Source organism: Myroides marinus, assembly GCF_900109075.1.
In the GTDB taxonomy this organism is placed as follows: Bacteria; Bacteroidota; Bacteroidia; order Flavobacteriales; family Flavobacteriaceae; genus Flavobacterium; species Flavobacterium marinum_A.
In genome coordinates this window covers 244090-267345 of record NZ_FNYS01000001.1, presented here as the reverse complement: position 1 = coordinate 267345, position 23256 = coordinate 244090, and the positions used below count along the sequence as shown (strand labels likewise).

The following is a 23256-nucleotide window of genomic DNA, read 5'->3' as shown; positions in this document are numbered from 1 at the left end:
AGTTGAAAACTAACGCCCCTATTATTAGTTCTTGAAGGATAAATGTAGAAAACGAATAAAAATGCAGTGTTTGAGAATTTTTATTCCATAAGCTAAGGTTTTGGGCTATCTTTGTGTAAAATTTATTTAAATGAAGAATTTTATTGAAGAAGTGACTTGGAGAGGAATGCTCCACGACGTAATGCCAGGCACTGAAGAACATTTGTTGGAGCAAATGCGTGCTGCGTATGTGGGAATTGACCCAACAGCCGATTCATTGCATATTGGACATTTAGTAGGAGTAATGCTATTGAAACACTTTCAATTAGCTGGACATAAGCCTTACGCTCTTGTAGGTGGAGCTACTGGTATGGTAGGTGACCCATCAGGTAAGTCTAATGAGAGAAATTTATTAGATGAAGAGGCTTTACGTCATAATCAAAACGCAATCAAAGAACAGTTAAGTCGTTTCTTAGATTTTAATTCAGGTGCTGAGAATGCTGCTGTGTTAGTGAATAACTATGACTGGATGAAAGATTTCTCTTTTTTAGAGTTTATTCGTACAGTAGGTAAGCATATCACAGTTAACTATATGATGGCAAAAGACTCTGTAAAGAAACGTCTAAATGGAGAGTTCCAAGATGGAATGTCATTTACAGAATTCTGTTATCAATTAATGCAAGGGTATGACTTCTTGCATTTATACAAAGAGAATAATATTACATTACAAATGGGAGGTTCTGACCAATGGGGTAACATTACTACAGGTACAGAATTAATTCGTAGAACGATCAGTGAGAAAGCTTATGCACTTACTTGTCCATTGATTACTAAAGCTGATGGTACTAAATTTGGTAAATCAGAAGGCGGTAATATTTGGTTGTCTGCGGAGTACACTTCTCCATATAAATTCTACCAATACTGGTTAAACGTGGCTGATGCTGATGCAGAAAGATATATTAAGATCTTTACTTTTATTTCTAGAGAGGATATCGAAGCATTAATTAAAGAGCATGCTGAGGCACCACATTTACGTGTATTACAGCGTCGTTTAGCAGAAGAGGTGACTACTATGGTTCACGGCCAAGAACAATTAGACAATGCTATCAAAGCTTCTAATATCTTATTCGGAAATTCTTCTACAGAAGATTTAAAACAATTAGATGAGAAGACATTCTTAGAAGTATTTGATGGAGTAGGACAGTCAGAAGTAGCTAAGGCTGATATCGAAGCAGGTTTAACTATCGTAGATGCATTAGCAGCTAATTCAGATTTAGCTTCATCTAATGGAGATGCTCGTCGCTCGTTACAAGCTAACTCTATCTCTGTAAATAGAGAGAAAGTAACAGAAGACTATGTAATCTCTTCTAACGATTTGATTAATGATCAATTCGTATTACTACAAAAAGGAAAGAAAAACTATTTCATTTTACACGTAAAGTAATTTAGTTTTCTAATTAATATTGTTAAGGATCTCCATCATTGGGGATCCTTTTTTGTTTGGTCGCAGATGAGTCCGTTGTAAGTCCGCTATAAGTCTGTAGTCACTCCGTTCTTTTAGATGTTTTAGCGGAGTTATATCAGAGTCAAGCTGCTGTTATTAAGCTTTTACGTCAACAGGTATTGTAGTAGGGCAACAGTTTTAGCTATATTAAATACGCTATAAACTAATTATTTGAATAGTGAAGGTTGTATTCTAGCCTTAACAGAAGTTTAAATATACCATATATATGGTATTTCAGAAAAGGTTGGGTACTTATACATTTGTAACACAAAAGTAGAGGTATTTATATCTAAATCTGTTGTGTATAATTATTGTTTGTTTTGTAAAGAAATATTCACATTAGACTTACCTCTACTTTATTTTCACTGAAAAGAGAAAATTATAAAAACCCAAATATTATGCAATCAATTGAACAAAAGCGAGAACTTAACGCTCGTAATTTTAGACTTACTGATTCAATTTCTTCTAGTACATTTTCTATAATGTGCATGTGTTGCTGTATATAGTGTTTTAACATTATTTTTTATTCTCATTTAGATCTTATTTTGTTAAAATTTCGTATTTATAGTACGATATGTCACTTTATGTCTTTTATTTTTATATATTTCAGACAAATCAAAAAACCAAAATAAGACTTTTGTCTTTTATTTAACAAAACTTTTATGCAAAAAATTTACACAATCTTGTTTGTGTTTGTAGGATTCCTTACCCTACATGCACAAGAAAAGCTCGTAACAGGAAATGTTACTGATGCTAACGGAACACTACCAGGGGTTAGTGTTTTGATTCAGGGGAGTAACGAAGGTACAATGACAGACTTAGATGGACAGTATTCCATTAAAGTAAAAGATGGTCAAGTGCTAGTCTTCTCATTTATAGGGTATCAAACACAAAATATTACATATAAAGGGCAGAGCCTAATCAATGTCAAGCTTAATGATGAGTCGAATGAGTTAGGTGAAGTAGTTATCACTGTACCTTATGGTACTGCTAATAAAAAGACTTATACTGGATCTGTAGGAGTAGTACAGGCTAAAGCAATAGAAAATGCTCAGGTGAGTAACGTAACTAAAGCTTTAGAGGGTACAGTAGCAGGTCTACAGTCTTTCTCAGCTAGTGGACAGCCTGGATCAGAGGCTACTATCCGTATTAGAGGAGTAGGATCTATTAATGCTAGTAGTAATCCATTATTCGTGGTAGATGGTGTGCCTTATGAAGGTGGTCTGAATGCTATAGCTGCTTCAGATATTGAGTCTATTACAGTACTTAAAGATGCTACAGCTGCTACATTATATGGATCACGTGCTGCTAATGGAGTAGTGATGATTACTACTAAAAAAGGTAGAAAAGGTGAGGCTCCACAGATAGAAATCTCTGCTAAGCACGGTTTTTCTTCTCGTGCGCGTAGTGACTATAAACAGTTAAGTACTAATCAATATATGGAGTTACAGTGGGAAGCACTGCGCAACGGATATATGGATAGTAGAAAGATGAATGCAGCTGATGCAGCATTAGAAGCGACTAATCAATTAGTAAACTCTATAGGTATCAATCCTTATGGGCTTAATAATCCTAATCCAGTAGGTACTGATGGGAAATTAAGAGCAGGGTTAACACCTTTATGGAATGATGACTGGAATGATGCATTAAGCCAGAATGCTAGATTTACAGATATTAATTTACGTGTTAGTGGTGGTGGAGATAAATCTAGATACTATGTTTCTGGAGGGTTTCTAAATGATCAAGGGTATGTGATTGAATCTGGATTCAAGAGATTTAATTTGCGTTCTAACATCGTTGTAGATGCTAAAGATTGGTTAGAGTTAGGAATGAACGTTTCTGCTTCTCACTCTATTCAAGATGCACCAAAACAAGATGATAGTGCTATCTCTAACGTAATTGGATTTGCAAGAGGTTTACCTTCATTCTATCCAGTATATGAAAGAAACTTAACTACAGGAGAATATTTAAGAGACCCTGAGACAGGAGAGAGAATTTATGACTTTGGTCTATATAGAACAACTTCATATGCTAAATATAATTTAGCAGCAACTATGCCTCTGGATAAAGCACAGGTAAAAAGAGATGTTGCTACATTTAGAACATATGCGCAAGCAAAACTTTTAGATAATTTAAAGTTTAAAACATCTTTAAACGTTGATTATAGCAGTGTGAATAGTCACAATGTTACTAATCCAGAAGTTGGGCCAGGGGCAGCTACAGGTGGGTCAGTATCTAAAAGTAATGGAAGAAGAGTAGCACTTACGTTTAATAACGTGTTAAACTATGATTTAGAGTTTGGTGATAAACATTCTCTTGGATTAATGGCAGGACAAGAGTATTTTCAAAATGATTATTCTAACTTTGGAGGTGTACGTCAGCAAATTATTACTGTTGGTTTTGAAGAACCAGATGCTGCATCTCGTTTAGTATCTTTCTATGGAAACTCTGATGAGTATAGAATGTTGAGTTTCTTTGGTAGTGCAAACTACTCATACGATAAAAAATACTTCTTATCAGCATCATACCGTAGAGATGGATCTTCGCGTTTTCACCCTGATAACAGATGGGGAGATTTCTGGTCAGTAGGTGCTTCGTGGAGATTAGTAGATGAAGAGTTTATGACTAAATTCCGTGACAAGTGGTTATCTAACTTATTAGTTAAAGCTAGTTATGGTGCTCAAGGGAATGATAATATTGGTAACCTATATGCTTACCAAGCATTATATGATATTAAGAATTATAACGGTAATCCAGGACTTGTTACTTCAAGATTAGCTACACCAGAATTATCTTGGGAAACTAACTTGAACTTAAATATAGGTTTTGACTTCGGATTGTTTAATAACAGATTGAATGGTACAATTGAGTATTTTGAGCGTAGATCAAAAGATTTATTGTTCTCTAGACAATTAGCACCTTCATTAGGATTTACTTCTTTACAGACTAACATAGGAGGAGTTAAAAACTACGGATGGGAATTTACTGTAGATGGATATCCTTTAGTTACTGAAGATTGGAAGATCCATTTAGGAGCTAACTTGACTACTTATAAAAACAAGATTACTTCATTGCCATCAGATGAAATGTGGAATGGTACTAAGAAGTGGGTTCAGTATGGGTCAGTTTATGATTTTTATTTAGTTGAATGGGCTGGTGTTAATCCAGAAAACGGAAATGGACAATGGTATGTGCAGAATGCAGATGGAAGTAAAACAGTTACAGAAGATTACTCTTCTTTAACAAGTAAAGATAAAGTGTATAAAGGAAACTCTTTGCCAGATGTAACGGGAGGATTCTTAACTGAGGTGACTTATAAAGACTGGACATTGTCTGCTAACTTCTCTTATACTATAGGAGGTAAGATTTATAATGGAGATAAAACTAGTTTATATAGACAAGCAGGAAATGGTAATACGTGGAGTGCTGATATGATGGGAAGATGGACACCTGAAAATACAGATACTGATATCGCTAGATTAACGACTAGCCCTGGAAGTTCATGGACTAGTCAGTCTGATAGATTCTTAGTAGATCGTTCGTTCTTAAAACTTAAGAACTTAACATTGACATATAATCTTCCTAAAGAATGGTTGAGAAAAATCAAATTAGGTTCAGCTAGTGTGTTTTTCCAAGCAGAGAACTTGTTTACTTGGACAAAAGAGCAAGGTATGGATCCAGAGCAAACATTTGATGGAACAACTTATTACAGATACCCAGCTATGAAAGTAATTTCTTTCGGGTTGAACGTGAAACTTTAAAAAACTAAGAAATTATGAAACGTAGATTTATAAAATATATTTTAGGAGCTGTATTAATGTCTGGAACGCTTGTGTCATGTGATTTAGACACGTCTCCGACGACGGCTTTAGAGGATGCGAAAGTATTCAAGACAACTGCTGGAAGTGAAAAAGTATGGAACGGAACGTGGGTGTACTTAATGGAAACTTTTAATAGTTATGCGAATCCAGGATATGGGTCATTTTTAAGAGCTAGTGATGCTATGGGGAATGATGCTGTACTAAATGGTAATTACGGCTTTATTAATCACTATAGATTCTCTGCTATTTATGGTAAAGGAGGAACTAATAGTTTGAGCTGGATAATGACTTATAAAGTCATTGATAATATGAATAATATTATTACTAGAATTGACGGTTCAGAAGGGCCTGTTGCGGATAAGAAACGTATAAAAGGTCAAGCGTTAGCTTTAAGGGGATTTATGTATCTACATTTAGCTTCTAGCTACTCGTTTGCAATAGATCTTGATCCAGAAGCAAAAACGGCTCCAATTTATTTGACCCCGTCAACAGCTACTACAACTCCAAATCCTTTAGCGACTGTTAGAGAATTGTACAATCAGTCTATTAAAGATTTAGAAGAGGCTTATAACTTAATTCCTAATCTTGATTCGTATAAAAGAGGATCTGATAAGTTTAGAATAGACCAACAGGTTGTGTTAGGTTTGTTATCTCGCGTCCATTTATATGCGCGTAATTGGGAACAAGCTAAGAAATATTCTGATTTAGCATTAGCTAATAATGATCGATTAATGAGTGAGAGTGATTATAAAGCAGGATTTAATGATGCTAGTAACGTAGAGTGGATTTGGGGGCATTTACAAACTCCAGAACAGAGTGGTGCTTCTTATCAATTCCATTACTTAGATACTACATCTCCTGATAGTTATTACTATAGTTTCAATGCAGATCCATATTTTAAAGATTTGTTTGACGATGGAGATTATAGAAAGAGTATGATTTATTGGGCGCCAAATCCATCTAATGTAGCACCAAAAGAAAAAGATGCTGCTTATATGCGATATGCTAAGTTTAAGTTTAAAGCTGGACAAATAGCTGATATCGTATTAATGCGTACTTCAGAAATATATTTGATTAATGCTGAGGCTAAAGCACAATTAGGAGATGGTGACGCTATAAATAAGTTAAACCAATTAAAAACTGCACGTGGTGCTAAAGTTGTAAGTGGATTAGCAGGAAAAGATCTTTTAGAGGCAATTTATGTAGAGCGTCGTAAAGAGTTGTTTGGAGAAGGATTTGCTCTTGTTGATATTGTTAGAAACCAAAAGGCAGTTGAGCGTAAAGCTATACCTACAGGAATGACAGTGCCATTTACATACGAAACAATAGATAATGCTGGAGTAGTTAAGAATGTTACAGTGAACCTTGTAGCAAATGGGCATAATGTGTTAAACTTCCCTGATAAAACGGCATTTGTACCTAATAGTAAGTACTATTTATATCGTATTACAGATTCTGAAATAAATGAAAACCCTCATTTGTAAAAGAGTTTAAAATAGAATAAAAGAATTAGTTAGCGAAAGAAGGAGTTTTCAATGTTTGTTGGAAGCTCCTTCTTGTTTTATAAATATCGCTTTATCTAAGTAGAAAGAGTGTTGTAATAAATGGTGAAAGTTCTGTATTTTTGTATTTAGAGACATGGATATAGAAGCTTTGTTTTATTGAGAATAAAGTAATACAATTATAAATATTAGGATGTTAAATATAGGAATAGTAGAAAGTCAAGAGATTACTCGTTATGCATTGAAAGCTTTGATAAGAGAGGTTTATCAAGGGGATATAAATGTGCTAGAGTTAGATAATCTAGCAGACCTTAAGAGTTATTTAGCTAAGGATCCTAATGCTGTGATTATAGTAGATCCGTTTAGTCAGTGTTTAGAGAAACAAAGTGATTTATTACTAATGTTGAGAGAGCAGAACTTAAAATCACAATGGCTTTTATTCTTTAGTGAGTTAAATGAACAGTGGCTTAAGCAGTTCTTGTCTAATCGTATTTCTTCTTTTAATATCGTGTTTCAAAATGATAAACTTGAACATATAAAAGAAGGTATCTCTAAGACTATTTTAAAAGAGACTTATCTAGCTCCTTGGATTAAGAAGAAACTGGAAGAACATCAAGATAGCATCCTAAAGGTAGAGCAGATATTGACTAATGCGGAGCGTGAGATACTGAAAGAGATTGCATCTGGTAAGATGACTAAGGAGATTGCTGCAGAGCGCAGTATTAGTACTCATACTGTCATTACGCACCGTAAAAACATCTTTAAGAAGTTAGGTGTGAGTAATGTCTATGACGCTACTAGATATGCTATTAGATCTGGTATTATTACAGTTAATGATTATTATATATAGTGGTGATGTAGATTGTCACTTTGTTATAAAGATGTTTAAGGCTTGTCTTTTATTAGATAAGCCTTTTTTTATCGGCTTTCGTGAACAGAGCTGTTTAAAGACTGAACAGTTATTTTTTTATAAAGGATAGATGTTGTTGTTTTGTGGTGTCTAATAAAAGGATAGTGTACTACAGCAATGAGGAGTTGTAACAAAAAAGACTGCACATTGGCAGTCTTTTATTATATGAAGTTTTGATTTTTAAACATTTCAACGTTTATTTCTTCGATGTAATCTAGTACTTCGTCTCTTCCTGTTTTGTCTTCAGAAGAAGTGATGAAGCATGGAGGCATCTCTTCCCAGTTATTAGCTAGCATCTTTTTTCTGTAGTCAGCTATTAATCCGTGTACTTTTTGTTTACCTACTTTATCAGCTTTAGTAAAGATTATAGAGAATGGAACTTCTGTTTCTCCTAGGTATTGCATGAACTCTAAGTCGATCTTCTGAGCTTCGTGTCTGATATCAACTAGTACGAATGCGCTTACTAATTGTTGTCTGTTCTCGAAGTAGTCAGTGATAAACTTTTGGAATACAGCTTTAGTTTTCTTAGATACTTTAGCATATCCATAACCTGGTAAATCGACTAAGTACCAATTAGAATTAATTTTAAAGTGGTTGATTAGTTGTGTTTTTCCTGGTCTAGAAGAAGTCTTTGCTAAGTATTTTTGATTAGTAAGCATATTAATCAAAGAGGATTTACCTACGTTAGATCTACCGATGAATGCATATTCAGGGATAGGCTCATTAGGACACTTCTTTGCATCAGAGTTACTAACAACAAATTCAGCTGTATTTATTTTCATTTTATTTAATATTTCTCTTGATGAACCAAGCGTTTAATAATTCGTTGAACTGGTCTGGGTGCTCCATCATAGCAGCATGCCCGCACTCATCGATCCAATATAGATCTGAATCAGGTAATAATTCGTCAAATTCAACAGCTACTTCAGGAGGAGTTACTTTGTCGTTTCTTCCCCAGATTAAACATGTTGGTACTTTTATTTTTGGCAAATCTTTAGACATGTTGTGTCGTATCGCACTTTTGGCAATAGTAATTGTTTTGATTACTTTCATACGATCATTTACAGTAGCGAATACTTCGTCTATAAGTTCTTTAGTTGCTATATCAGGATTGTAAAATACATCTTGAGCTTTTTTCTTGATGTACTCGTAGTCACCTCGCTTAGGATAACTGTCTCCCATCGCACTTTCGTATAGACCAGAGCTACCAGTTAATATCATAGCCTGAAGATATTCAGGATACATCTTAGCAAAGTATAAGGCGATATGCCCACCAAGAGAATTTCCTAGTAGAATAACTTTGTTATAACCTCTTTTGTCGATAAAATCTTTTACAAATTTTGCGAAAGCCTTTACATTCGTTTTTAAAATACTGTTAGTGTAAAGAGGAAGTTCTGGAAGAACTACTTTGTAACCTTCTTTTGGGAAAAAATTTGTAACACCATCAAAATTGCTCAGACCTCCCATTAATCCGTGTAAAATGACGATCGGTGTACCTTCGCCAATTTCTATAAAACGGAATTTACCATCTTCTTTTAAAGTTCGCTCCATGTAGTTTCTAAATGCGATTTTTAAATTCCCACAAATATACGCTTTTATCTATGAGAAATATTCTAAAAGAACTAATAATTTAATGCTAAGGTTGTAATTAATTTATTGCTGTGTGTTTTTGTTAGGTGTTTTTGACATTTTATTTCGGTTGATAAATGTGTTTTTTTGAGTAAAAACTCTAGTTGAAAATGCGAATTGTAATTCAAAATTAAGGGCTATAATTCAGTCGATTACCCTATTTTCTTGATTAATTAGGGGGAATACTCAAAACTTATTAACAAAGTGGGAAAAAGTGGTAAATTGTGGTAAAAAAATGACTACATTTGCTAAGATTATATTTATAGGTGTACACAGATGGCAATAATCGGGACATATGAATGCAAAATAGACGCCAAAGGAAGGGTGCTAGTTCCTGCTTCTCTAAAGAAGCAGTTGCCTGGTATTGCTGATGGTTTTGTATTGAAACGTTCTGTTTTTGAGCACTGTTTAGAGTTATGGCCTATGGCAGAGTGGGAGAAAATGATGAGTAAAATAGGAAAGTTGAATCCTTTTGATAAAAAGAATGATGCTTTTATTCGTCGATTTATGGCTGGTGTGAAGAATGTAGATATCGATGATGCTGGACGTCTTTTGATTGCTAAGGATTTGATTGATTTTGCACAGATAAGCAAAGATCTTGTCTTTTCGTCAAAGGTGAATATAATGGAAATTTGGGATAAGAAGATGTATGAGGCAACACTTGAAGAAGATGATTTTGATTTTGGAGAGTTGGCTCAGGATGTAATGAGTAATATAAGTTTTGATGAGTAAAGAAGAATATGGTTATCACAGACCCGTTTTGTTAACGGAAAGTATTGATGGATTAATAACTGATCCGAATGGTGTTTATGTAGATGTTACATTTGGAGGAGGAGGTCATTCTCGTGAGATACTTAGTCGTTTAGGGAGTGAAGGTAAGTTGTTTGCTTTTGATCAAGATGAGGATGCGTTAGCTAATGCCATAGATGATCCTAGATTTACACTGATTAATCAGAATTTTAGATATCTAAAACGCTATTTGCGTTTTCATGGAGTAAAGGAAGTGGATGGTGTTTTAGGAGATTTGGGTGTGTCATCACATCAATTTGATGTTCCTGAAAGAGGGTTCTCTACTCGTTTTGATGGTGAATTAGATATGCGTATGAGTCAGTCTGGAGATGTGTCTGCATTTAATGTGGTAAATGAATATGAAGAGGCAGACTTAAGAAATATGTTCTACATGTATGGGGAGCTTAAGAATGCTGGTTCTATCGCTAATACAATTGTAAAAGCTAGAGCTGAAGCACCAATTAAGAATACTGATGAATTAAAAATAGTATTAGCTAGATTTTTACCCGCTCACAAGAGTGCGAAGATACTAGCTCAGATTTATCAAGCAATTCGTATTGAGGTAAATCAGGAGATGGATGTGCTTAAGGAAATGTTGATGCAGAGTCTTGAGGTATTAAAACCAGAAGGTCGCTTAAGTATTATTTCATACCATTCGTTAGAAGATCGTTTAGTAAAACGTTTTATGAAGAATGGAATGTTCGAAGGAGAACCTGAAAAGGATTTCTTTGGAAGATTTGAAGTTCCGATGAAGCAGCTTGGCAAGTTAATATTGCCAACTGATGAAGAAATAGCAGTAAATAACAGGGCACGTTCTGCAAAATTGAGAATAGCTGAGAAAAAATGAAAAACAAAGTAAGTAGTCCAGGAGATATAATTAAAGCTAAGATTCTCGTAAATGAGAACTCGGCAAAGACTTGGGCATTTATTATTTATGTTATCATTTTGAGTTTGTTGTTAATTGGGAATACACAGTCGTATGAATCGAAGGTATTCAAAATTGCAAAATTAACTCACGAAGTTAAAATGTTGCGAGCGGAATTTGTGGATACGCGATCAGAGTTGATGGAGTTAAAGATGGAATCTACTATTACCAAGAATTTGGAAGAAGATGGGATATTTCCATCAGAGATACCAGCGACAAAGATTAAAGTAACAGAAGAAGTAACAAAAGAAAGTTTTTGGGATAAGTTATGGCGCTAAATAATAAAAATATTTATGTGAATATATATCTTATCTCTGCTGTGGTTTTACTGTTTGCTGGAGGGATAATTTATCGTTTGGTTCAAATCCAAGGGATAGAAGGAAAAGAGTTAAGAGAAAAGGCACAAGATAAAACTAGAATAAAGATAGAGGACATCCCTGCTAATAGAGGGAATGTGTATTCGTCAGATGGGAGTTTATTAGCAACTTCTGTTCCGGTCTTTGAAATTCGTTTTGATGGTTTGGCTCCAAGTGAGAAAGATTTTTATGATAATGTAAAGCCATTGTCTGATTCTTTAGGAGTGATGTTTAATAAGCCTTCTAGCTATTATGAAAATATGCTTAGAAAGGCAAGGAAGAATGGAAGTCGATATGTGTTTATTGCAAGGGACTTAAGTTACACACAGTATGTGCGTGTGAAAAGCTTTCCTCTGTTTAAAAGAGGTCCTTATAAAGGAGGTATTATTTCTCTTCAAAAAACAATTAGACAACATCCAATTGGGAAAATCGCTCAGCGTACCATAGGGTATGAGAGAAAGAATGAGGATAATACATATAGTAGAGTTGGTATAGAAGGAGCGTTTACTTCTTATTTAAGTGGTATCGATGGTCGACGTAAAATGCAAAGTTTAGGTAAGGATCAATGGAAACCAATTAATGATGAGAATGAGATAGAACCTATCGATGGGCAAGATGTAGTATCTACTATAGATGTGTATATCCAAGATATCGCTCACCACGCTCTTTTAAAGCAGTTGGAGTACTATAGTGCAGATCATGGATGTGTAGTAGTAATGGAAGTACAAACTGGAGCTATACGTGCTATTTCTAATTTAGGTAGATCTGAAAGTGGTAATTATTATGAAACTATTAATTATGCTGTAGGAGAAAGACATGAACCTGGGTCTACATTTAAATTGGCATCGTTATTGGCGTTGCTAGAAAAGAAAAAAAGTGATACAGCTAGAATTTACGATACTAATGATGGGGTTGTGAAGTTTTACAATGCTAGAGTTCGCGATTCTAAATGGGGTGGCTATGGTAAGATTTCACTAGCTAGAGGTATTGAGGTTTCGTCTAATACAGTTATAACACAAGCTGTAAATGAAGGGTTTAAAGATAAACCAAGTGAGTTTACTAATTATCTAAGTTCACTAGGATTAGACAAAGCTGTTGATATACCTATTAAAGGAGGTGGAGTGCCATACATGCCAAAACCAGGTAAGAAGGGATGGAGTGGATTAGCATTGCCATGGATGGCTTTTGGATACGGGGTATCTATAACACCTTTACATACATTGATGTTATATAATGCAGTGGCTAATGATGGTGTGATGGTAAAACCAATGTTCGTATCAGAGGTAAAAGAGTTTAATAAGACTGTGGTGAAGTTTGAGCCAGAGGTTATTAATCCTCAGATAGCGTCACCAGAAGTTATCGATCAAGTACAAGCTGTACTTGCAAATGTAGTAAAGAAGGGAACAGGGAAGAAGCTGAGTTCTCCTAATTTTTCTATGGCAGGTAAGACAGGGACGGCTCAGGTGAACTATGGAAAGGGCAAAGGAAAGGATATGTATTATTCGTCTTCATTTGCGGGATACTTTCCTATAGATAATCCTAAATATTCGTGTATAGTTATTATACATAAACCAGATAGAACGAAGAGTTATTATGGGGCAGATGTGTCTGGTCCAGTATTTAAACGTATCGCACAGAAGATATATACTGATGTGCCTACGACTACTAGCTTAAGCAATATAAATGCGGTACCATCTAATGTAAGAGCTAGTTATAACACATACTCTGATAAAGTAAATGAGAGTGTGGATATCATGCCTGATGTAAGAGGAATGTATGCAATGGATGCAGTTCCATTATTAGAAAATTTAGGCTTGAAAGTTGAAATTAAAGGAATTGGAAAAATAAAGACTCAGTCTATTATAGCGGGTCAGAAAATAATTAGAAATCAAAAAGTAGTATTAGAACTATCGTGAAAAAGTTAAACGAATTATTACAATCAGCAAAAATGATATCTGTAGTAGGTGGTGATTTAGACCTAGCTATAGACAAGATTGCATTTGATTCACGTGAGGTTTCAGAGAATACCCTATTCGTAGCTATCCCAGGTACTGTTGTTAATGGCCATGATTATATTAGTCAAGCTATTAAAGATGGAGCTACAGCAGTAATCTGTGAACAGATGCCAGAGGAGCTAGTAAAGGGAGTTACTTATGTATTGGTAGAAGACAGTAATAAGGCATTAGCTATAGCAGCTAGTAATTATTATGATAACCCTTCATCTAAGTTGAAATTAGTAGGTGTAACAGGTACTAATGGTAAGACAACTATAGCAACATTGTTATATACAATGTTTAGAAATTTAGGTTATGAAGCAGGTCTATTATCTACAGTTATTATTAAGGTAGGAGATATAGCATATAATGCTACACATACAACGCCAGACTCATTGACTATTAATCATTATTTAAATGAGATGGTTGAAGCAGGTTGTGAGTATTGCTTTATGGAAGTGAGCTCGCATGGTATTGTTCAGATGCGTACACATAGTTTAGAGTTTGATGGGGGTATATTTACGAACTTAACTCATGATCACCTAGATTATCACAAGACATTTGCTGAATATAGAAATGCAAAAAAGATGTTCTTTGATCAATTAGGAAACAAAGCGTTTGCTGTGACTAATGCTGATGACAAGAATGGATTGATAATGACTCAAAATACAAAAGCTTTAATTAAGACCTATGCATTAAAGAATGTAGCAGATTTTAAAGGTGAAGTATTAGAGAGTCAGTTCTCAGGGATGTTGATGAAAATTAATCAACGTGAAATCTGGGTACAATTAATAGGTGCTTTTAATGCTTCAAATTTATTAGCTGTTTATGGCGCAGCAGTACAATTAGGAGTAGATGAAGAACAAGCTCTTTTGGAGGTTAGTAAGTTAACAAGTGTAGCAGGAAGATTTCAATATGTGGTTTCTTCTAAAAAAGTCACTGCTATTGTAGACTATGCACATACACCTGATGCATTAAAAAATGTAATCGATACAATAAATTCTATTCGAACTTTCAATGAGAAATTGATAACAGTAGTAGGGTGTGGAGGGAATAGAGATAAAACAAAGAGACCTGAAATGGCTCAGATAGCATCAGAATTAAGTAATAAAGTAATATTTACGTCTGATAATCCTAGATTCGAAGATCCTAATGTGATTTTAGAGGAAATGGAAAGAGGGGTAGAGCCTCAGAACACGATGAAGACTGTAGTAGTAGAGGATCGTAAACAAGCTATCAAATTAGCTTGTCAACAAGCTGAAGCAGGTGACATTATTTTAATTGCTGGTAAAGGACATGAGACTTACCAAGAGATTAAAGGTGTAAGAAATCATTTTAATGATTTAGAGATTGTAACTGAATTTTTAGAACAATAGATTAAGGGAGATTAAAAGTATGTTATATAATTTATTCGAATACTTAGATGAATATTTCAAAATTCCAGGAGCGGGAATGTTTCACTACATCACGTTCCGTTCTGGTATGGCAATGATTTTCTCATTGTTGATATCAATCATCTATGGTAAGAAAATTATTAAGTTTTTACATAAAATGCAGATTGGTGAAACTGTTCGTGAGCTTGGATTAGAAGGGCAAAAGGAGAAAGCAGGAACACCTACAATGGGAGGTATTATTATTATCGTAGCTACGTTAATTCCAGTATTGTTGTTTGCTAAACTTGATAATACATATGTGTTATTATTGTTATTAACTACAGTGTGGATGGGAGCTATCGGGTTTTTAGATGATTATCTAAAAATGAAGAGAAAAGATAAAGAAGGATTAAAAGGAAGATTTAAAGTAATCGGTCAAGTAGGTCTAGGGCTTATCGTAGGTTCAGTTCTTTATTTTAGCCCAAGTGTTACAGTAAGAGAGATGCCTGCGAATCGCGTTTTAGTAGAAGAAGTTGCTAGTAAGTATGATGTAAAATCGACAGCAACGACTATTCCTTTCTTAAAAGATAATGAGTTCGACTATTCTATTTTGATTAGTTGGATGGGTGAAGGAGCCGAAAAATATACATGGCTGATATTTATACCTATTGTAATATTTATTGTTACAGCAGTATCAAATGGAGCTAACCTTACAGATGGTATCGATGGATTAGCCGCCGGGACATCTGCAATCTCAACTTTTGTGTTGGGAATTTTTGCGTTTATTTCGGGTAACGTGATTTTATCTACGTATTTGAATGTAATGTATATTCCTCATTCGGGAGAGATGACGGTGTTTATAGCCTCCTTTATGGGAGCATTGATTGGGTTCTTATGGTATAATACATACCCTGCTCAGGTATTTATGGGAGATACGGGAAGTTTGACAATTGGGGGTATTATCGCTGTATTGGCTATCGCGGTTCGTAAAGAGTTGATTATTCCAGTTTTATGTGGAATATTCTTAGCAGAGAACCTATCTGTGGTATTGCAGGTAGCTTATTTTAAATACACGAAAAAGAGATTTGGAGAAGGAAGAAGGATATTCTTAATGTCTCCTCTTCATCACCATTTTCAGAAGAAAGGATATCATGAGAGTAAGATTGTTACTCGTTTTTGGATTATAGGAATACTATTAGGAATATTCTGTATTGTTTCTCTAAAAATTAGATAGTATGAAAGTGATTGTATTAGGCGCAGGAGAGAGTGGTGTAGGAACTGCTGTGTTAGCAAAGGCTAAAGGTTATGAAGTATTCGTATCAGATTTTGGAATGATTAGCGACAAGTATAAGGCTATCTTGAATGAATTTGACATACGTTGGGAAGAGGGTAAACACACAGAATCAGAAATATTAAGTGGAAATATAGTGGTGAAAAGTCCTGGTATACCAGACAAAGTAGCTATAATACAAAAGATATTGGCTAATGATATTGATGTGATATCAGAAATAGAGTTTGCTTATACTTTTAATACAGAGCCATCTGTTGCTATAACTGGTAGTAATGGAAAAACAACAACAACGATGTTGACTTATCACTTACTAAGTAAAGGAGGGTTAAATGTCGGAATAGGAGGGAATATAGGGGAAAGCTATGCTAAACAGGTAGCTGTTAACCCAGAGAAGTGTTATGTTTTAGAATTGAGTAGTTTTCAATTAGATGGCATACGCAAGTATAGACCTCATATTGCTGTTATTACTAATATTAGCCCAGATCACTTGGATAGATATGATTATAAATATGAGAATTATATCAATGCTAAGTTTAGAATTACAATGAATCAGACAAAAGATGATTATCTAATCTATGATTATGATGATGTCGAGATTCAACGTTGGTTAACTAATAATAAAACTGCCGCTAAGAAAGTTCCATTCTCAATTTCTAAAAAGTTAGAATATGGAGCATATCTAGAAGGGCAAAATATTGTAGTAGCGATGGATAAAGAAACTGTTGTATTGCCTATAAGTGAGCTTGGGATAGAAGGAAAGCACAATGTTAAGAATGCTATGGCTGCAACTGCTGTAGCGCAGTTAAAGAGAATTAGAAAGCAAAGTATTCGTGAAAGTTTATCTGATTTTCAAGGAGCTGAACACCGTTTAGAGAAAGTAATGAAGGTGGAGAATGTTCAGTATATCAACGATTCTAAAGCGACTAATGTCAATGCTACTTTTTTTGCATTAGAGAGTATGAAGACTCCAACAGTATGGATAGTAGGAGGTGTAGATAAAGGAAACGATTATGATGAATTAATGCCTTTGGTTCGAGAGAAAGTTAAGAGCATTGTTTGTTTAGGAGTTGATAATTCTAAGATAAAAGCAGCTTACGAATCTGTGGTAGATACATTAATCGAAGTGCAGAGTATGGCTGATGCTGTTAAAATGGCTCAACGCTTAGCAGAGAGTGGAGATACAGTATTGTTATCACCAGCTTGTGCAAGTTTTGATTTGTTTAAAAATTATGAAGATAGAGGACATCAGTTTAAAGCTGAAGTGAATAATCTATAGATAAAATGAAAAAGTTAGTAGCACATTTATATGGAGACAAACATATATGGACAGTGATTTTTTTGCTGGCCTTATTTTCGTTTGTACCTGTTTATAGTGCAAGTACTAACTTGGTGTATACTGTAGGAACAGGTAAATCTACCTTCTCTTATCTGTTTAAGCATTTTTTTCATTTATCTGTTGGTTTTACACTATTGTATTTAGTTCATAGACTTGAGTATAGATATTTTCGATCAATAGCTATATTAATGATGCCTGTAGCTATCGTTCTGTTGTTTTTTACTCTAATACAAGGGAAAACGATTGGAGGGGCTAATGCAAGTAGATGGTTAGATATTGGCTTTGTGCAAATACAGCCATCGGCTATTGCAGCTATTGTTTTGTTAGCTTATGTAGCACAGTATCTCGTTAGTATACAAGATAAGAAAGTGGAGTTTTGGCCATCAGCGTTGGAGTTGTGGTTGCCTGTAGTGATAGTTGTAGGACTTATTTTACCAGCTAACTTCTCTACTGCAGCGATTATTTTCTTGATGGTTGTTGGTTTAGCATTTATAGGGAAGTATCCCTGGAAGTATCTTTTAGCTATAGGGTTTGCTGGTATTGCATTTGTTGCTTTGTTTGTCTTAGCTGCTAAAACTTTACCAGAAGGTACTATGCCTAATCGTGTAGATACTTGGATTAGTCGTATAGATCGTTTTGCCAATGCAGATGAAGGTGGTAAGGATTTATATCAAGTTGATAATGCTAAGATTGCGATAGCATCTGGTGGCTTGTTTGGTAAGGGACCTGGTAAGAGTATTCAGAAGAACTTTTTGCCACAGTCATCTTCGGATTTTATCTACGCTATTATTGTTGAAGAGTATGGATTATTAGGAGGCTTGACAATACTGTTTTTGTATTTGTATTTGTTCTTTAGATTCTTGATTGCAGCTCATAAGGCACCAACATTGTTTGGGAAATTACTAGTGATAGGATTAGGGATTTATTTTATATCCCAGGCTTTGATTAATATGGGAGTGGCTGTATCACTATTGCCAACTACAGGACAGACCTTGCCTTTGATTAGTAGTGGAGGAACCTCTATTTGGATGACTTGTGTTTCTTTAGGAGTTATATTAAGTGTGACTAAGAAAGAACAAGAAATACAAAAACAAGAGATGGAAAGATTAGAGGAAGAAGAACGAATGCAGGAGGAACTAAAGAGGATAAATGAAATTAGACAAGAACAAGGATTAGCTAATTAGAATAAAGAATTACATAAATGAAACGTGCACCGAGAGTTATATTAAGTGGAGGAGGTACAGGAGGACATATTTATCCAGCTATCGCTATCGCTAATGAAATTAAAGCAAGATATGCAGATGCGGAAATTCTGTTCGTAGGAGCAGAGGATAAGATGGAAATGCAGAAGGTGCCACAAGCAGGTTATAAAATAGAGGGTTTATGGATATCAGGTATCCAAAGGAAATTGACTATTGATAATTTAGCGTTTCCATTTAAGCTTATAAGTAGTTTATGGAAATCAAAAAAAATAATTAAACAGTTTAAACCTGATGTGGTTATTGGAACTGGTGGGTTTGCTAGTGGAGCTGTTGTCAAGGTAGCAGCAAGTATGAGCATACCTACATTAATACAAGAACAAAATTCTTTTCCAGGAATAACTAATAAGTTATTAGGGAAAAAGGCGAATAGAGTATGTGTTGCTTATGACAATTTGGAAAGATTTTTTCCAAAGGAGAAAATTGTCAAAACTGGTAACCCAGTAAGAAATGATTTATTGAACGTTGGAGCTAATAGAGAAGAAGGAATAGAAGTATTTGGATTAGATAGTGATCGACCAATTCTTTTAGTACTAGGAGGAAGTTTAGGTGCTCGTAGAATAAATCAATTAATTGAGAAGAACATAGAAGAACTGAGAAATAAGAATATACAAATCATTTGGCAATGTGGTAAGTTGTACTATGAAGAGTATAAGAAATATAATTCTGAAGACGTTATAGTAACTGCTTTTGTTGAGAAGATGAACTTGGCTTATGGAGCAGCAGATTATGTTATATCTCGTGCAGGAGCTTCTTCTATATCTGAATTAGCATTAGTAGGTAAGCCTGTGATATTTATTCCTTCGCCAAATGTGGCTGAGGATCATCAGACAAAAAATGCGATGAGCATTGTAAAAGAAGGTGGAGCAATATTGCTTAAAGAAATGGAATTAGAAGAGAAATTTTTACCAACGTTTAATGCGTTAGTTGAAAATAGTGATTTACAGAGAGAATTAGGTGCTAAGTTTTTAAGTTTAGCCTTGCCTAATGCGACAAGTGATATTGTAAATCAAGTAGAAGCAATAATGAAGAATTAATTATGGAATTAAGTAAGATAAAGAGCGTATTTTTTATAGGTATTGGAGGTATCGGTATGAGTGCCTTAGCTCGTTATTTTAAGTTTATAGGTAAAAATGTAGCTGGGTATGATAAAACACCTACACAGCTTACAGATGAATTAAAAGAAGCGGGAATAGATATTCATTTTGAAGATAATCTAGACTTAGTGGGTGATGTATATAGAGATAAAGAGAGTACATTAGTAGTAGTAACTCCTGCGATACCTAAAGCACACTCAGAATGGAATTATTTTATTGAAAATGGATTTGATATCCGCAAGCGTTCTGAAGTATTAGGGTTGATTACTAAGGATACATACTGTTTTGCAGTAGCTGGTACTCATGGTAAGACAACAACTACAAGTATTTTAGGACATCTGTTATATCAAGCGAAAGTGGATGTAACAGCATTTGTTGGAGGTGTAGTAGAGAATTACCAAACTAACTTAATAGGTAGTGGTACAACTGTTACAGTAGTAGAGGCAGATGAGTTTGATCGTTCTTTTTTAAGGTTATATCCTAATACGGCTTGTATAACTTCTACAGAGGCAGACCACTTAGATATATTTGGAACAGCAGAAGAGATGTTAGTGGCATTCCAAGACTTTGCTGATAAAGTAGAAGATAAATCTAAATTCTTTAAAACGGAGAACGTAGATTTAGATGGTATTAAGGTTGGCTTTGGAGAAGATTGCAGTTATAAGATAGAGAATATACGCATTGATAATGGATGGTATGTTTTTGATATTATAACACCTAATGAGAGAATTAATGATGTTCGCTTTGGTTTACCAGGAAGACATAATTTATCAAATGCTTTAGTAGCTTTTGCAATGGCTTATACATATGGTGTAAATCCATTAGTATTAGTCGAGGGATTGGCAAGTTTCCAAGGAGTTAGAAGACGTTTTTCATATAAAGTTCGAAGAGATGATCTTATTTATATAGATGATTATGCTCATCACCCTACAGAGATAGCTGCAGTAAGTCAAGCTGTACATGAGTTGTATGGAGATAAGAAAATAATAGCTGTGTTCCAACCACACTTATACAGTCGTACAAGAGATTTTATGAGTGAGTTTGCAGCATCATTATCTAGTTTTGATCATGTTGTGCTTTTGGATATTTATCCTGCTAGAGAATTACCTATTGAAGGAGTAACTTCTTCTGCATTGTTAGACCTAGTCACGTCTAATGAGAAAGTATTGCTACAGAAAGATGAATTACTACCATATTTAAAGAATTCAGGTGCTGAATTGATATTGACAATTGGCGCTGGAGATTTAGGTGAAATGGTTGAAGATATAAAAAGAGGATTAGAATAAAATAGCACTATTAGTAGGTGAAAAAGTTGTTGAATAAAATAAGATGGTCAGATGTTCGCATATTATTAATATGCGGATTGTTACTGTTTTTGTATTCTTTCACTAATAAACGTGGTAATGAAAGGGAAGTTGATAATATCTATGTGGTTTTTAAAGAAAGTGAAGAACACTTCGTAACTGCTGAAGAAATTCGCAATTTGGTTAAAAATAAATTTCCAAAAATTTCCAAGATTACTAGAAGTGTTTTAGATTTGAATAATCTAGAGAAAAATGTGCTGAAAAATGAATTAATCAGAAACGCAGATGTTTATTTGACAGTAGATAATAAGATAATCGTAGATATTTGGCAAAAAAAGGCAATAGGAAGAGTTATTGATGGTAGTAAGAATTATTATCTAGATGAGTTTGGTAAAAGTATGCCTTTATCAACGAATTATTCAGATAGAGTTCCTATGGTGCAAGGAACAGTGAATGCTAATAATGAAAGGGAGATTAAAGAAATACTTGAGTTAATCAACGAGGATGAATTTTTAAGAGAGGATATCACTGGCATTATTATAGAACCTAAAGGAACTTTAATGTTAGTAAGTCGTACTAATCGTTTTGATATTTTGTTTGGAGGGTTCGAAGAGAAAGAAGTCAAATTGCAGAATTACAAAGCCTTTGTACAATATCTAATTAGAGAAGATGTTGAACACGATATATATAAGTATATAAACCTCAAGTTCACCAAACAGGTGGTATGCACTAAATAGAAAATGAGTATGGAAAAAGAAAATATAGCTGTAGGTTTAGACATTGGGACAACCAAGATTGTCGCAATGATAGGTAAGAAGAATGAATACGGCAAACTAGAAATTTTAGGTTTAGGTAAAGCTAAAAGTCTAGGAGTAAAAAGAGGTGTTGTTAATAATATTACCCAGACTATTCAGTCTATTCAGAATGCTGTGACAGATGCAGAATCTGCAGCAGGATATAAGATTAAGAATGTAGTAGTAGGTATTGCAGGGCAACATATACGCAGTATTCAACATAGTGATTACATAAGTAGAGAAAATCCTGATGAAGTAATCGGTGATAAAGATATTGAGCAATTAATTACTCAAGTTCAAAAGCTAAGTATGCTTCCTGGAGAAGAAATTATACATGTACTTCCACAAGAGTTTAAAATCGATGGGGAACCTGGTATTAAGGAACCTATTGGAATGTATGGAAGTCGTCTGGAGGCTGTATTTCACGTAGTAGTAGGTCAAGCTGCATTGATTAAGAATGCTGGTAGATGTATTAAAGACGCAGGATTGGAGCTTTCAGGAATCACTTTAGAACCTTTAGCATCAGCTGAAGCTGTTCTAAGTCAAGAAGAAAAAGAAGCTGGGGTAGCACTTATCGATATAGGAGGTGGTACTACTGACTTAGCTATCTTTAAGGATGGTATTATCCGTCATACAGCGGTAGTGCCATTTGGAGGTAACGTAATTACAGAAGATATTAAAGAAGGATGTTCTATTATAGAACGTCAAGCTGAAATATTAAAAGTGAAGTTTGGATCTGCTTGGCCAGGTGAGAATAAGGATAATGAAATTGTTTCTATTCCAGGATTAAGAGGAAAAGAGCCAAAAGAGATTTCTTTAAAGAATTTATCTAAGATAATTCATGCTCGTGTAGAGGAGATTATTCAATTGGTGTTCTCTGAGATCAAGAGTTATGGATATGAAAGTCCGCAAAAGAAACTAATTGCTGGTATTGTTTTAACAGGAGGAGGTTCTGAGTTAAAACATATTAAACAGTTAGTAGAATATATAACTGGTATAGATACTCGTATAGGGTATCCTAACGAACACTTAGCTGGAGATTCTAGCTTAGAGATTTCTAGCCCTCTATATGCTACAGCTGTAGGGTTAGTAATGGAGAGTGAAAGACATCATATTAAAGGTGCTGTGTCTTTAACAGAGTTAGAACCAGAAGTGAAGGCACCAGAGGTGGTTTCTGTAGTAAATCGTACAGAACCTGTGACGCAACAGTATCAACAAACTGAAGCTTCACATGATCCAGTAGAAACTGTTAGAGCTGCAGAGCCTAGAGTTTCTGAAGAACCAAAAGAAACAGAGGTTAAGTCACCAACGGCTGAGAAATTTGAATCTAATTTCTTTGGTACTTTTTTTAGAAAAATAAAAGATTTTATTGAAAAGCAAGAATAAAAAGGCT

At 34.6% G+C, this 23256-nt stretch carries 18 protein-coding genes; 16 read left to right on the top strand and 2 right to left on the bottom strand.

Annotated elements, in window-relative coordinates; genetic code table 11:
- The first annotated feature begins 130 nt into the window (after positions 1 to 130).
- From tyrS to BMX53_RS01195, 4 genes are all read left to right on the top strand, one after another.
- A complete protein-coding gene (gene tyrS, locus BMX53_RS01210; protein WP_074744229.1) occupies positions 131 to 1423 on the top strand; it encodes a tyrosine--tRNA ligase in 1293 nt (430 codons plus the stop codon).
- 722 nt (positions 1424 to 2145) lie between these two features.
- Positions 2146 to 5244 (top strand): SusC/RagA family TonB-linked outer membrane protein, encoded by a 3099-nt coding sequence (locus tag BMX53_RS01205; RefSeq protein ID WP_074744227.1) that lies wholly within the window; start codon positions 2146 to 2148, stop codon positions 5242 to 5244.
- Positions 5245 to 5258: 14 nt separating this feature from the next.
- On the top strand, positions 5259 to 6788 hold the full coding sequence (locus tag BMX53_RS01200) for a RagB/SusD family nutrient uptake outer membrane protein (protein ID WP_038984899.1): 1530 nt from the start codon (positions 5259 to 5261) through the stop codon (positions 6786 to 6788).
- A 211-nt stretch (positions 6789 to 6999) separates the two neighbouring features.
- The gene (locus BMX53_RS01195; protein ID WP_038984898.1) at positions 7000 to 7656 is read left to right on the top strand and encodes a response regulator transcription factor; all 657 of its coding nucleotides are present in this window, start codon (positions 7000 to 7002) and stop codon (positions 7654 to 7656) included.
- Between the two features lie 221 nt (positions 7657 to 7877).
- Here BMX53_RS01195 and yihA read toward each other — a convergent pair whose 3' ends face one another.
- Both yihA and BMX53_RS01185 read right to left on the bottom strand, forming a co-directional pair.
- The gene (yihA, locus tag BMX53_RS01190; protein WP_038984897.1) at positions 7878 to 8498 is read right to left on the bottom strand and encodes a ribosome biogenesis GTP-binding protein YihA/YsxC; all 621 of its coding nucleotides are present in this window, start codon (positions 8496 to 8498) and stop codon (positions 7878 to 7880) included.
- A gap of 1 nt (position 8499) precedes the next feature.
- Positions 8500 to 9267, bottom strand: coding sequence for an alpha/beta fold hydrolase (locus BMX53_RS01185; RefSeq protein ID WP_038984896.1), 768 nt, complete (start codon positions 9265 to 9267; stop codon positions 8500 to 8502).
- Positions 9268 to 9621: 354 nt separating this feature from the next.
- Here BMX53_RS01185 and mraZ point away from each other — a divergent pair, with 354 nt between their 5' ends.
- From mraZ to ftsA, 12 genes are read left to right on the top strand one after another with little or no spacing between them, the layout of a single operon-like run.
- Positions 9622 to 10077: a division/cell wall cluster transcriptional repressor MraZ gene (gene mraZ / locus BMX53_RS01180; protein ID WP_063175172.1), complete on the top strand. Its 456-nt coding sequence runs from the start codon at positions 9622 to 9624 to the stop codon at positions 10075 to 10077.
- Positions 10070 to 10981, top strand: a complete 912-nt coding sequence (rsmH, locus tag BMX53_RS01175) for a 16S rRNA (cytosine(1402)-N(4))-methyltransferase RsmH (protein WP_038984894.1) — start codon at positions 10070 to 10072, stop codon at positions 10979 to 10981. The genes mraZ and rsmH overlap by 8 nt, the downstream gene beginning before the upstream one ends.
- Positions 10978 to 11337 (top strand): FtsL-like putative cell division protein, encoded by a 360-nt coding sequence (locus BMX53_RS01170; RefSeq protein WP_038984893.1) that lies wholly within the window; start codon positions 10978 to 10980, stop codon positions 11335 to 11337. The genes rsmH and BMX53_RS01170 overlap by 4 nt, the downstream gene beginning before the upstream one ends.
- A complete protein-coding gene (locus tag BMX53_RS01165) occupies positions 11328 to 13331 on the top strand; it encodes a penicillin-binding protein (protein WP_074744224.1) in 2004 nt (667 codons plus the stop codon). Before BMX53_RS01170 ends, BMX53_RS01165 begins: the two co-directional genes overlap by 10 nt.
- On the top strand, positions 13328 to 14785 hold the full coding sequence (locus BMX53_RS01160; RefSeq protein ID WP_074744222.1) for a UDP-N-acetylmuramoyl-L-alanyl-D-glutamate--2,6-diaminopimelate ligase: 1458 nt from the start codon (positions 13328 to 13330) through the stop codon (positions 14783 to 14785). The genes BMX53_RS01165 and BMX53_RS01160 overlap by 4 nt, the downstream gene beginning before the upstream one ends.
- Before the next feature lie 19 nt (positions 14786 to 14804).
- On the top strand, positions 14805 to 16016 hold the full coding sequence (gene mraY, locus BMX53_RS01155; protein ID WP_038984890.1) for a phospho-N-acetylmuramoyl-pentapeptide-transferase: 1212 nt from the start codon (positions 14805 to 14807) through the stop codon (positions 16014 to 16016).
- 1 nt (position 16017) lies between these two features.
- Positions 16018 to 17349: a UDP-N-acetylmuramoyl-L-alanine--D-glutamate ligase gene (murD, locus tag BMX53_RS01150; protein ID WP_038984889.1), complete on the top strand. Its 1332-nt coding sequence runs from the start codon at positions 16018 to 16020 to the stop codon at positions 17347 to 17349.
- Positions 17350 to 17354: 5 nt separating this feature from the next.
- On the top strand, positions 17355 to 18593 hold the full coding sequence (locus tag BMX53_RS01145; protein WP_038984888.1) for an FtsW/RodA/SpoVE family cell cycle protein: 1239 nt from the start codon (positions 17355 to 17357) through the stop codon (positions 18591 to 18593).
- 17 nt (positions 18594 to 18610) lie between these two features.
- The gene (murG, locus tag BMX53_RS01140; protein ID WP_074744220.1) at positions 18611 to 19705 is read left to right on the top strand and encodes an undecaprenyldiphospho-muramoylpentapeptide beta-N-acetylglucosaminyltransferase; all 1095 of its coding nucleotides are present in this window, start codon (positions 18611 to 18613) and stop codon (positions 19703 to 19705) included.
- A 2-nt stretch (positions 19706 to 19707) separates the two neighbouring features.
- Positions 19708 to 21051 (top strand): UDP-N-acetylmuramate--L-alanine ligase, encoded by a 1344-nt coding sequence (gene murC, locus BMX53_RS01135; protein ID WP_063175178.1) that lies wholly within the window; start codon positions 19708 to 19710, stop codon positions 21049 to 21051.
- Positions 21052 to 21068: 17 nt separating this feature from the next.
- Positions 21069 to 21806 (top strand): cell division protein FtsQ, encoded by a 738-nt coding sequence (locus tag BMX53_RS01130; protein WP_074744218.1) that lies wholly within the window; start codon positions 21069 to 21071, stop codon positions 21804 to 21806.
- 9 nt (positions 21807 to 21815) lie between these two features.
- Positions 21816 to 23249: a cell division protein FtsA gene (ftsA, locus tag BMX53_RS01125; protein ID WP_038985150.1), complete on the top strand. Its 1434-nt coding sequence runs from the start codon at positions 21816 to 21818 to the stop codon at positions 23247 to 23249.
- The last annotated feature ends 7 nt before the right edge of the window (positions 23250 to 23256 follow it).